This window comes from Helicobacter sp. (genome assembly GCF_014799995.1).
GTDB lineage: Bacteria > Campylobacterota > Campylobacteria > Campylobacterales > Helicobacteraceae > Helicobacter_D.
This window is the reverse complement of sequence record NZ_JAAVGY010000042.1, coordinates 35,658-47,771: the sequence shown is the minus strand read 5'-3', so window position 1 is coordinate 47,771 and position 12,114 is coordinate 35,658. Positions and strand designations below refer to the sequence as shown.

The following is a 12,114-nucleotide window of genomic DNA, read 5'->3' as shown; positions in this document are numbered from 1 at the left end:
GCTTAAAACTATTGTAAAAGTCTCAAAACATTTTGTTGCACTTGGTTAGCTTGCGCCATTGCGAAGCTTCCGGATTGTGCTAAAATGTTTGTTTTAGAGAAGTTTGCTGATTCACTTGCGAAATCCACATCACGGATTTGAGATTCTGCGGATTTGACATTGACTTGTGTTACAGTAATGTTGTTGATTGTTACCACAAGTTGTTGTTGCACAGAACCCAAATCCGCACGGATTCTATCTAGGTGTTCTTGTGCGGATTGTGCCATATCCATAACCGCCATTGCACCTTCCATACTTGTTACACCTGCCCCGATTCCGTTTTTATTGACAAAAGCGGTAGCGGTGTTGTAGTTTGCACCAATGGCTGAAGCGACATTAGCGTCAAACTCACCATTGACGCTGCGAAGATTAACGGTGTATTGTGCAAGTCCAGAACCTGCTTGGATATTTGTCGCACCAGAGTGCAAGCCAACTTGAGAATAATTTACGCCAGAGACGAGAATATCCCTTGCATTGAGACGAATCAAAGTCAAGCGTCCAATGATTGCGTGTGTGTTTCCTGAAACTGCAGCAAAGGAACCACCTTCTGTTATTGGGGCATTCGCACTATTGACGCCATTAAGCACGTGAGAGCCATCATCTACATGGACAGAAATTGCCCTTCCGTCATTACTTGTGAGTTGTAACGCCCCAGAGATACTAAGGGAAGCATGCACGCCTGTGCGCTCTTTTTGTGCGTTGATTGCCGCAATCAATCTGCCATCATAGTCATTTTTTTGCACATCATTGACATCGCCGATTTGGATTCCATTAATGGTAAGTCCGCGCACAGTTCCAGAACCAATCGCACCCACGCCTTGCCCCATTACGACATAAGTTGCACGCACGCCAAGTATATCAGAGTTTTTGTTGATTGCCTCTGCAAGTGCCCCAATTCCTGTTCCCGCAGTAGTGGAGATTTTGATAGATTCAATAGCGTAGTTGGAAGTTCCATCAGTATTTAAGAATCTAAGTGTAACTTCTGAAAGACTATCTGCCCCAGCACTAACAGACATTTCTGCACCGGTTTCGTAGCGAACATGTCCGATTTTCAAAGAATTTGTTGGTTGAATGGAAGCCTTAACGGTTGTGTTAGAATAAGCACCAATTTGGAACTCTTTATTGGTAAATGCACCAGAGAGCATTTGTTGCCCGTTGAAACTTGTAGTGTTTGCAATATTGTCTAGCTCTTCCATTAGTCTTAAAATATCGCTTTGGAGAGCGTTTCTTGTTGTTTTTGTTTGTCCATCTTGTGCAGCTTGAACGGCTTTAGTTTTAATCAAATCTAAGATTTTGATTTGCTCGTCCATTGCTTTATCCGCAGTTTGAATCATACCAATTGCGTCATTGGCGTTTGCTGTTGCTTGACCAAGAGCGGAGGCTTGAGAGCGCAAACTATCGGCGATTGCCATACCTGAAGCGTCATCTGCCGCTTTATTGATTCTTAAACCAGAGCTTAATTTCTCTAGCGATTCTGCCATATTGCGATTATTCACAATTCCTGAAGTGTGTGCGTTTAACGCATTCACATTGGTGTATATCCTATAACTCATTATGCATCCTTTGCAAAAATAAAATTTCAAGTGGTAAAGCAAATGGTGTTCCACTTTTTGAAATTGTGTTGCAAAAGAGGCGATTTTTGCTGTCATTGTGAGGGGCAAAGCGACGAAGCAATCTATAATATTGAATTTCTTGAAAGATTCCATTGTATATTTTCTGTATGCAACATTATGGATTGCCACGAATTGCGAGCAATTCTCGCAATGACAAGTGGATAGCTGCTTTTATGCAAGATGATAGATTGCCACGATTCCTTGCGGAATCTCGCAATGACAATGAGCTAACCACTGCGTCAGGCAATCCAAATCCAAGCAAAAATTGACTTATTTACATTATAGATTGCTTTGTTACCTTGCTCTTTGCAAGGATTTTGTAATTATCATAGTATTTTTAACTAAAGTTTTGCTAGAATTTGCCGATATTATAGAATCCTAAATGCAAAGATAAAATAATGCAAATAATTGTAGAAGAGATTTTTACTAGGCTTAAAGACGCTAGTAGCAAGCAAGCTTTCAATGAAGCAGTAATGTTGATTCGCTCTTTAGGGCAGCAAGAGCAAGAGAATTTGGAGTTTGAAACAAGAGTGGAGCTCATTACTTTATTGCGTCAAAAGTGCCTAGAGCTGATTTATCAGAAAGGCGACATTCCAGATTATAATGTTTTGTGGATTTATGGAATCTTTGGAGATTCTAGCACCAATTATGCAGATAAGATTCCACAAGATACGCGATTTGATACTTATATTGACTTACTAAGTTATGTTAAAAGCACGGAATCTGATTATGAACGTTTAATATTTATTCATTGCATTAGTGTGGCAATGATACTTAAAGGAGAGGGAGAAAAGGCGGTTAAGTTTTTCTTGCGTCATATTATTTATTTGGATTTGATGGAAACCTATATGGACGGGCTAAATTCCTTTATGCTAGACTTTTTGTTTTATTATCATATTCCGATTGAATGGATTTTAGAGATTCAAAAGGAAGCCTTAGAAGAAGAGTATTTCAATCAAATAAACGATAGGAGAAAGAAATCCATTTTTTTATGGAATATGCACATTTTTTGGAATGTCAAACATTATTTTAATAATTTAAAATGGCGTGAGAATTTTCCTGTATGGCTTGGGGTGCTTGAACGGCTCTTGAAGTGCGGAAATTTGGATTTGGCAATGTATGTAGAGTTTTATATCTATCATAAATTTGGCAATTCCGCGCAATTAGCAGAGGATTGGCAAGAATATAATGACAAGGTAGTCAAGCTCGTAGAGCCGTATTTCGTAGAATATGGCAAAACATTGCCTAAATGCAAAAGCAAAATTGACAGACAAGAGGGGCGTAAGGTCAAAATTGGAATCTTAAAAGACAGAATCGTAGAAAATTCACCTTATAAAGTAGAATATTCTTTGATTAAGACATTGTTAAATGATGAAGAATTTGCGAAAAAATACGAGATTGTCGTCTATTCTATGGCTTATATTCAAAAAAGTTTAGATGATATGCAGGCAATGCGAGCCTTAGCAGAGCTTGGTTGTGTCGTGATGAGCCCCGCATACCATTTGGTGCAACAATATAGCTACTATGTTCCGCATTTACAAAAAGCAATGTTGTTTAGAAATAAAATCCTAGAAGACGAAATAGATATTTTAATCTCCACAGGCACGATTGATGCAAGTGATTTTTTGTTTGCTACAAGAAGTGCGCCAAAACAGATATTTTGGAGTCACGGAAATGGGCGATACGATATTGTCGGAATTGATGAGAGGATAAGTCATTTTGCTCAACAATCACCGCAATATGTTTTCAAGGATTTTAAAGTCTCTATGGACGCAGAGAAATTCTATAATCCCCCGATAAACCCTGAAGCAATCAAGGCAGAAAAGGCGAAGTATCCTATTAAAGAAGATACGATAGTGCTTGGTGTGATTGGCAGACTTGTAAAAGTAGATAGTGAGGAATATTTGGAGTGCATTGCAGAAGTGATGAAAAAACATCAAAATACGATTTTCATCGCTGCTGGGGCGGGGAATGTCCCTGTGATTCGCCAAAAAGTGGAGAAGCTTGGAATCTCGGAGCGATTCTTTATGCCCGGATTCGTGAATGCACATCTCTATGGGCATTTGATTGATATATTTTGCAATACTTTTCCATTGGGGCAGGGGGAAAGTTGGTCAGAGTTTAAAGCCAAAGGTACTACAAAGCGTCTTATTGGGGTTATAAGTAGAGAAAAGGTTGTATCGACTTATTTGCAAATTATGGAGGATATTAAAGAATGTTTTATTGAAAAATATGGTGAAGCAATGTATCAACAAGCATTTGAAAAATTAAAAAATCTTAAAAGTGCTTATTGGGCTTTTGACGCAAATGAATTTAAGAAAAAGCTATCTAGGTATATTCAGATTGACAAGGCAATCGTCATTAAAGAAAGAGATGATAACTTATTGGATAGGATTCTTTTATCAAGACAAGAAATGGGTATTAGACAATTTATAAAAGCTATGGAAATGTAAAAACAATAAGATTTTGACTGAAAGTGAGATATAAGAATGCTAGAACAAGGTTTTTTGGAAATGTTGGAATTTGCTCTTAACGCAATGAGGAGCAAAAAGCAAGATGTGATTTTAGATTTTGGTTGCGGTAATGGACGCTTTGTAGAAGCAATGCGGGGAAAGGGCTTTTTAGCTTATGGTTGTGATATTACTCCTGAATTTAGAGGAGATATTTTTTTGCAAAGACAAGGGCTAGAGCAAGATGAGCTAAGTCGGGCGATTCGTTATTATAGGTTGGGAGAAAAATTGCCTTTTGAATCTGACAAATTTCAAGCAGTGTTTTCTTATCAAACATTTGAACATATTAAAGATTTAGAGGGTTCAATCAAAGAGATATCACGTGTCCTCGGGGGGGGGGATAATGTATAGTGAATTTGCAGCTTCTTATCCTTTAATAGATTGCCATACGGGATTACCTTTGGTTTGGGCTATTCAAGGAGTGAAGCATAGAATGATTCAAAAGTTATATTGTTATTTCGCTGTGAAATTTGGCTTTGTTAAAAAAGAGGAAATCTCTCAAATGTGGAGATTTTCACGCAAATATTTGTTTTATCGGAGTTATCATCAGATGGATAGCATTTTTAAACAAAATGGATTTAAAGTAAAAGATATTACCTACAAAAGACGATTTGAGAGATTTTTATCCGATGGAGTTGGCACGATTAGGGAGCTTTGGAATTATAAAATTCATAGAAAGAAAGGTATTTCTAAAAAAATTGGATTTTGTGTGAAATGTTATTTGTATTTTCACGCAAAGTCATATCGGCTACTTTCAAATCGTGTTATACTACTACAGAAGGACTAAAATGAAAGGAATTTTTATTAAATTTCAAAATACGATAGAAGCTAAAATACAAATAGAATCTTTATTTGATGAAGTCTTAGAGTATGAAGTTGATGCTTTTTATTCGGAAGAATTTTATGAATTATTGCGAAAACACTATCAAGAAGTAAAACAAAAGCAAGCAGTGATTATCGGATTAAACTATTCCATAGAATCTTTAGAAGATAAGAATTTTATCAAAGATTTTATTATGTACTCACAAAATTATGAGGAGAATCTTTATTATTTTCCCAAAGCAACAAACAAAGCAAATATTAATAATTTCGCTTTGTTTGTTTTAAAAGACTCCATTACATTAGATGTTTTTAAAATTTCTCTTTTACAGCAAAAAGGAGAAATAACGATTCGACTCAAAGAAAAGTTGCAAGAATTACTTTATCAATCTTTAAATAAGGAAAATAAGATTTTTAAGAGATTTTACCCAGAATCTAAACAACTTTTTGAATTATCCCCCTTTTGGCAAGAATATCGTGTGAGTAGTAATATTAACTATTTAAATCTTGTTCAAAGAGCAACTAAATTTTATCCTGCACCAAAAGGGATTGCAATACAGCTTAATAATATCTGTAATTTACAATGCACGATATGTTGGCATTTTTCTCCGATTTACCAAGCAATGCACGATAAAGCAACAAAAGAATTTTATGCAACTAAAAAGGAATTAGCCACTTCCGTTGTTTATGCAGTTTTGGATTATGCCGGTAAGCATAAATGCACAGTGCATTTTAGTGCTAAAGGAGAGCCAACTATTGATAAGCGATTACCAGATTTTATTGCTTATGCTAAAAAGGCGGGTTGTCCTGTCGTTTCTCTTATAACTAATGCAACCTTGCTAGATAATAAGCTTTCTAAAAAACTTTTGAAAAAGGGATTAAATAGAATCTATTTTAGTGTTGATGGAGCAACTCCAGAGACTTACAAGGCAACACGTGGTGTAGAGTTAAGCAAGGTTGAGACGAATATTTATAATTTTTTAGAAGAATCTAAAAATTATAAAGATATTAGAGTGCGATTTAATTGCACTTTGGAGGGTAATGCTATTAATGAAGTTGAAACTTTTATTGATAGGTGGAATCCTTATGCTAACGAAATTCAGTCGTTGAACTTTACTTATGTAAATACCTATACACCAGAAGGAGAAAGTAAAAAGTTACAAATTCAATCTCAACAAGAATATGGACGCATATGTAACGATCCATGGCTTACAGATTTATTAATTATTGATCCAGTGGGGAATGTTTATCCAAGCTGTAATTGTCCCGCTTATCAAAAAAGTGCGGGGGGGGGGGCATTATTAATGGGTAATGTTTATCAGGAATCTTTAGAGAAAATTTGGGGAGGAGAAAAGTATCAAGATTTGCGGAGAGAAAATCTTTTACAAAAATTTGCTCAATTTGCTCCTTGCGAAAATTGTTCCTCGAGATTATTGTTGATTCCTGCTAAAGAGAATCAAAAAACAATTGATATTGGCACAAGAAGAATGTTTATCTTTGATAAGGATGAAGATAGATGATGCCCTTTAATCAACCTCATTGTGGGAAAAAAGAAAAAAAAGAAATTTTAAAATGTCTAAAAAGCAAAAGCTTGAAAGGCAATGGTATCATTAATCAACAAATTACATCTTTTTTTCAAAATCAGCTTAAAAGCCCGAAAGTATTATTAACTCCTTCTGCCACAGCAGCATTAGAAATGATGGCTTTGTTGTTAGAAATCCAAGAAGGAGATGAAGTTATTGCTCCAAGCTTCACTTTTGTTTCTAGTGTCAATGCTTTTGTATTGCGAGGCGCAAGAATAAAATTTATTGATATTAACCCTAGAACAATGAATCTTAATGAAAAATTATTGGAAAATGCTATCACCAAAAAAACTAAAGCAATTATTCCTGTTCATTATGCGGGCGTAGGTTGTGAGATGGACTCAATTTTAGAAATTGCAAAACATTATAATATTGCTGTTTGTGAAGATGCCGCACAAGGAGTGCATGCTTTTTATAAAAATCGTCCATTAGGAAGCTTGGGGGAGTTTGGAGCTTTTTCTTTTCATGAAACAAAAAATTATACAAGTGGTGGTGAGGGTGGAGCATTAATTATTAATAAAAAAAAATTTATTCAGAAAGCTGAAATCTTGCAAGAAAAAGGCACGAATCGTAGCTTATTTCTTCAAGGAATGGTAGATAAATATAGTTGGGTAGATATAGGCTCTTCTTATTTGCTTTCTGAAATTCAAAGTGCATTCTTAATGGCACAGATTAAGCAATTTGATAAGATTAATCGGAAAAGACTTAAACTTTGGAAAGATTATTTTCAAGCTTTCATAGAGTTACAAAAAAAAGAAAAAATAGAATTACCAGAAATACCAGATTATTGCCAACACAATGGACATATTTTTTATTTTAAACTTAAAAATAAAGAAGAAAGAATAAAATTTCTTGAATTTTTTAAAAAAAGAAATATTATTGCTTCTTTTCATTATATTCCCTTGCATAGCTCACAATTAGGTAGAAAATATGGAAAATTTATAGGGAAAGATCAATATACAACCAAAGATAGTGAGAGACTTGTAAGATTGCCAATATATTATGATTTAAAGAAGAAAGAACAAGAAAAAATAATTACAAGTGTTTATGATTTTTGGAGGGGGTAGGTAATGAAAGGAATTATTTTGGCAGGGGGCAATGGGACGAGGTTATATCCCGCCACTTTAATGGTTTCAAAGCAACTTTTGCCTATCTATGATAAGCCTATGATTTATTATCCTTTCTCTGTATTGATGTTGGCTGGAATTAGAGAGATATTGATTATTTCAACACCTAGAGACATTGTAAGATTTGCCGAACTCTTTGGAAAAGGTGAGTGGTTGGGAATGCGAATAGAGTATTGTATTCAAGAGAACCCTAATGGTTTAGCTCAAGGCTTGATTCTAGCAGAAAAATTTATAGGAAATGATGAGATTGCCCTTATTCTAGGAGATAATATATTCTATGGACAAGGATTCACACCTATGCTTGAAGAAGCGAAAACAGACGCTAAAAAAGGCTTTGCGACACTTTTTACTTATCGCGTCAATGAGCCTAAGCATTTTGGTGTGGCGGAGATTGATGCGCAAGGCAATGTGCTAAGCTTGGAAGAAAAGCCCTTGCGCCCTAAAAGTCATTATGTCGCCACAGGGCTATATTTTTATGATAATAAAGCCATTGAAATTGCAAAGAATCTCTCCCCTAGCCCACGCGGAGAATATGAAATCACCGATGTGAATTGTGCTTATCTTAAAATAGGCAAACTCAAAGCTCAAATGTTGGGACGCGGTTTTGCATGGTTTGATACAGGCACACATAATAGTTTAATAGAGGCAGGGGATTTTGTGCAAACCATTGAATTGAGGCAAGGGTATAAAATTGCGTGTTTAGAGGAAATTGCTTTCAATTCTGGCTGGATTAATCAAGAAATTTTACTAGAGAGAGCAAAAATATTGGATAAAAGTGGTTATGGAAAATATTTAATATCCCTGTTGAACTGATTGTGTAGAATGCAAGATTTATTAAGAGAATAAAAATGAAAAAAAATATTTTAGTTACAGGTGGAGCGGGGTTTATCGGAAGTAATTTTATCCTTTATTTTTTGCAAAAATATCCACATTATCACCTTGTCAATGTGGATTCTCTGACTTATGCAGGAAATTTAGAGAATCTTCAAGGCGTAGAAAAATATTCCAATTACACTTTTATTCAAGGTGATATTTGCGATGAAGCCCTTATGCGTGAGATTTTCTTCAAGCATTGCATTGAGGGTGTGATTCACTTCGCCGCAGAATCTCACGTAGATAATTCCATTACGAATCCAAGTGCTTTTATAAAAACCAATGTCAATGGCACTTTTAATCTCTTGCATAGCGCATATTTGAGTTGGTTTGACGCTCCAAATAAAGCCAAGAAAGACAAAGCGCATTGCGTCTTTCATCATATCAGCACTGATGAAGTGTTTGGCTCATTGGGTGAGAGTGGGTATTTTAGCGAATCCACTCCTTACGCACCAAATTCCCCTTATAGTGCGTCTAAAGCCGCAAGCGATATGCTTGTGAGAAGCTATTATCATACTTATGGGTTGAAAACTTTTATCACGAATTGTTCAAACAACTATGGACCAAAGCAACACGATGAAAAGCTGATTCCAACGATTATTCGCAATGCTTTAAATGGCGGAGAGATTCCTATTTATGGTGATGGAAAAAATATCCGTGATTGGCTTTTTGTAGAGGATCATTGTCGCGCAATTGATAGGGTGTTTCATTCATCGTATTTTGGGGAGACTTTCAATATCGGCGGCGAGAATGAAAAAAGTAATATAGAGATTGCGAGACTCATTTGCGAAATTTTGGATAAACTGATTCCAAGCAAAAGCGGGGCTTCTTATGCTTCGCAAATTACCTTTGTGCAAGATAGAGCGGGACACGATAGGAGATATGCGGTAGATTGTAGCAAGCTAAAAAAGTTTTTCAATTGGAGGTGTGTTAATATGGAGAAAACATTAAATCAAACTATCAAATGGTATATACAAAAATATAATTCTAAAGTTGGCGGGGGGGGGGGGGTAAATTAACCTTATATTGCCTTTTATCACTCCTTTTGTATCTCAATCTCATCAAAAGGAGTTGGAGATGAAAGTCAATCATTTTAACGCTAGTGAGAAAATTTTACACTACACTCACAAAATTGATTATTTTCTTAATGCACATAAGACACTCATTGTAACCGAACTGGACTTAACAAATAAGTGTAATCATCATTGCCCTGGTTGCTGTGGGCATAATGAAAACAATGCAGAGTTAAGCAAAGAACAAATTGATATTATTATTGCAGGATTAAAGAGTCTTGAAAACAAAGGTGTGATTCTATCGGGTGGAGGTGAGCCGACTTTAAGCCCACATTTTAGTTATGCCATAGAGGAGATAAAGCGTGCGGGAATGAATATTGGGCTTAATTCTAATGGTGGATTGCTTGATGAACAGAAGTGCCGTGTGATTGCAAAGAATTTAGAATATTTTAGAATCTCTCTTGATGCAGGAAGTGCGGCAATGTATGAGAAAATACACGGAATGAAATCAAAGCATTTTGCTAAAACTTTGGAAAACATTGAACTCTTTGCGCAGGTAAAAACCCAAATGGATTCCAAGATTAGCTTTGGAATAGGATTTTTAACTAGTCAAGAGACACAAGGCGATATGGAAAGTTTTGTAAGACTTATCAAAGATATTGCTAAAAGGCAAAAAGGCATTGATTTTGTGCAATTTCGTCCATTTATCGGCGATACCTTTAATATCGCACCAGTGCTTGCAGAGCTACAAAGCAAGTATGAAGAGACGGATTTTAAAATCTTAGCAAGTCATCAAAAATACAATCAAATGCACGATATAGCTAATCGTGGCTATGGGCAATGCCACGGAATGTTTTTTAGCACTTGTATTAGCGCAGATTTCAAAGTGTGGGCTTGTCTGCACTTTCGTCAGAGTTCTGCACATTTACTTGGAGATTTAAGAGAGCAAAGTTTGGAGGAGATTTGGAGAGGAAGCAGGATAAGAGAGGTCTATAAACACATTAATTGTAAGTATTGCCCGATTTTATGTCGCAATGATAGTTTTAATAAGACTTTAGATAAATTACAACTTGAAATAATCAATAGCGAATTTTTATAAGGAGATTTTATGAGATATTTTATCTATCCACGCGGAGGACATGGCAGGACTCTAGGAGAAATGTTAAAGTTTTTAGATTCTAATATAGAAATTTGCTTTATTGACGATTCTTATGCGGAAATTTCACTGGAGAGTTGCAAAAATGAGATTCTCTCTAGTGGCGATAAGGTATTGCTTGCTTTAGAGCAAAAAAATCCTTATAGTCGCGTAATTATGCAACAACTTATTAAAAATCTAAAAGAATCTAAAATTACAAATTATCAAAAATCAGTTTTGTATTATTCAACAAGAATTGTAGGAATCGCAAAACAAGAAACATTAAGAAGAGGTTGGAAAGTAAAAAATACCATTGCAATTGGCGTTTATAATTTAGGAGGCGAAAAGCATTTGGGGTTTATTGATGAGGCTTTGAAGAATCACGGATTTCATATCCTCTATCTATGTAGTAATGATGTCTCTTACCACAAATGTCGCAAAAAAGATTCTGACAATTCTTTGGCAATTCCTCTTGTAGTAGAGCATTTTGATTTGGTAGATTTTGTCTGGGCACTTTATATGACAACCCCGTGTAATTTTAAGAATCCAAAGGTAAAGTATTTTTACCAACCCCATGGAATTGCGGATTGTTTGGAGAATATTTTAAGATTTGGCGGGATAGAAGAAACTATGGAGATAGTGCGACATGCAGATTATATTGTCGTTCCGACTAGATTAGAAGCAGAGATTTTAAAGAAATCTTTGGAATATTATTGCTTAGATAAAGAGCTGATAGAGGGAGGATATCCTGCCTTTGAGGTAGTTAATAAGGAAATCATAAATAATAAAAATTTGACAAGGGATAGTGTATTGATTGCTATGCACGATGAGAGTGATTTGTCCGATATTCAAGAGGGGGTGAAGTTGCTTTTAGAAAATTCTATTAAAGTGATTTTTCGTCCGGGATATGGCTGGAGAAAGCAAGCCATTGATGAATTTAGTGCTAGATTTTCTAGTAATCCTTGTTTTAGCATAGATGAAGGAGAGAAAATTTCCGCAGATAGTTATAATAAATCTTTTTGCGCAGTTGTTTCTGCATCATCGGTGGGTTATACTTTCCCTCTTACGACTTTTTGTAAAGCTATTTTATATTTTGAGGATAAAAGTATCATAGATTCTAATTGTCTTGGGTATCGTTATTTTAATCCAATTTTACATGATTATGCTTATAATCCACAATCTTTGTTGCAAGCAGTGGAGAGAGCTAGGGATTTGCAAGTCAAATATCAAAGCATAATTCAAGAATATAAAATACAGCAAGTGTTTCACTTGGGCAATGCAAGTGAAGTGATTGCAAAAAAGATTAAAGCAATTCATAAAGCCATTTATTAATGTATTTTTGCTAGAATGCAGACTAAAGGATTTTTATGCAGTATGGTTCAAAAACATTTAACATTATATT

Annotated in this window: 11 protein-coding genes; 10 read left to right on the top strand and 1 reads right to left on the bottom strand. The window is 35.4% G+C overall.

Going from position 1 to position 12,114, the window contains the following annotated elements:
* Positions 1 to 8: 8 nt before the first annotated feature.
* Positions 9 to 1,592 (bottom strand): flagellin B, encoded by a 1,584-nt coding sequence (locus tag HDT10_RS06480; RefSeq protein WP_290881356.1) that lies wholly within the window; start codon positions 1,590 to 1,592, stop codon positions 9 to 11.
* Positions 1,593 to 1,744: 152 nt separating this feature from the next.
* On the opposite strand from HDT10_RS06480, the gene HDT10_RS06475 reads away from it, so the two are divergent.
* From HDT10_RS06475 to HDT10_RS06430, 10 genes are all read left to right on the top strand, one after another.
* The gene (locus HDT10_RS06475) at positions 1,745 to 1,921 is read left to right on the top strand and encodes a hypothetical protein (RefSeq protein ID WP_290881354.1); all 177 of its coding nucleotides are present in this window, start codon (positions 1,745 to 1,747) and stop codon (positions 1,919 to 1,921) included.
* Positions 1,922 to 2,050: 129 nt separating this feature from the next.
* Positions 2,051 to 4,105: a hypothetical protein gene (locus HDT10_RS06470; RefSeq protein WP_290881351.1), complete on the top strand. Its 2,055-nt coding sequence runs from the start codon at positions 2,051 to 2,053 to the stop codon at positions 4,103 to 4,105.
* A 36-nt stretch (positions 4,106 to 4,141) separates the two neighbouring features.
* Positions 4,142 to 4,513, top strand: a complete 372-nt coding sequence (locus HDT10_RS06465; RefSeq protein WP_290881348.1) for a class I SAM-dependent methyltransferase — start codon at positions 4,142 to 4,144, stop codon at positions 4,511 to 4,513.
* The gene (locus tag HDT10_RS06460; RefSeq protein ID WP_290881346.1) at positions 4,506 to 4,949 is read left to right on the top strand and encodes a hypothetical protein; all 444 of its coding nucleotides are present in this window, start codon (positions 4,506 to 4,508) and stop codon (positions 4,947 to 4,949) included. The genes HDT10_RS06465 and HDT10_RS06460 overlap by 8 nt, the downstream gene beginning before the upstream one ends.
* A gap of 1 nt (position 4,950) precedes the next feature.
* The gene (locus HDT10_RS06455) at positions 4,951 to 6,501 is read left to right on the top strand and encodes a radical SAM/SPASM domain-containing protein (protein ID WP_290881344.1); all 1,551 of its coding nucleotides are present in this window, start codon (positions 4,951 to 4,953) and stop codon (positions 6,499 to 6,501) included.
* Positions 6,498 to 7,631, top strand: coding sequence for a dTDP-4-amino-4,6-dideoxygalactose transaminase (rffA, locus tag HDT10_RS06450; RefSeq protein WP_290881342.1), 1,134 nt, complete (start codon positions 6,498 to 6,500; stop codon positions 7,629 to 7,631). Before HDT10_RS06455 ends, rffA begins: the two co-directional genes overlap by 4 nt.
* A gap of 3 nt (positions 7,632 to 7,634) precedes the next feature.
* Positions 7,635 to 8,504, top strand: a complete 870-nt coding sequence (rfbA, locus tag HDT10_RS06445) for a glucose-1-phosphate thymidylyltransferase RfbA (protein WP_290881340.1) — start codon at positions 7,635 to 7,637, stop codon at positions 8,502 to 8,504.
* Positions 8,505 to 8,539: 35 nt separating this feature from the next.
* Entirely contained in the window at positions 8,540 to 9,583 is a 1,044-nt protein-coding gene (rfbB, locus tag HDT10_RS06440) for a dTDP-glucose 4,6-dehydratase (RefSeq protein ID WP_290881338.1), read from the top strand.
* A 58-nt stretch (positions 9,584 to 9,641) separates the two neighbouring features.
* Positions 9,642 to 10,676, top strand: coding sequence for a radical SAM protein (locus tag HDT10_RS06435; protein ID WP_290881336.1), 1,035 nt, complete (start codon positions 9,642 to 9,644; stop codon positions 10,674 to 10,676).
* 9 nt (positions 10,677 to 10,685) lie between these two features.
* Positions 10,686 to 12,044: a hypothetical protein gene (locus tag HDT10_RS06430; protein WP_290881334.1), complete on the top strand. Its 1,359-nt coding sequence runs from the start codon at positions 10,686 to 10,688 to the stop codon at positions 12,042 to 12,044.
* Positions 12,045 to 12,114: the final 70 nt, after the last annotated feature.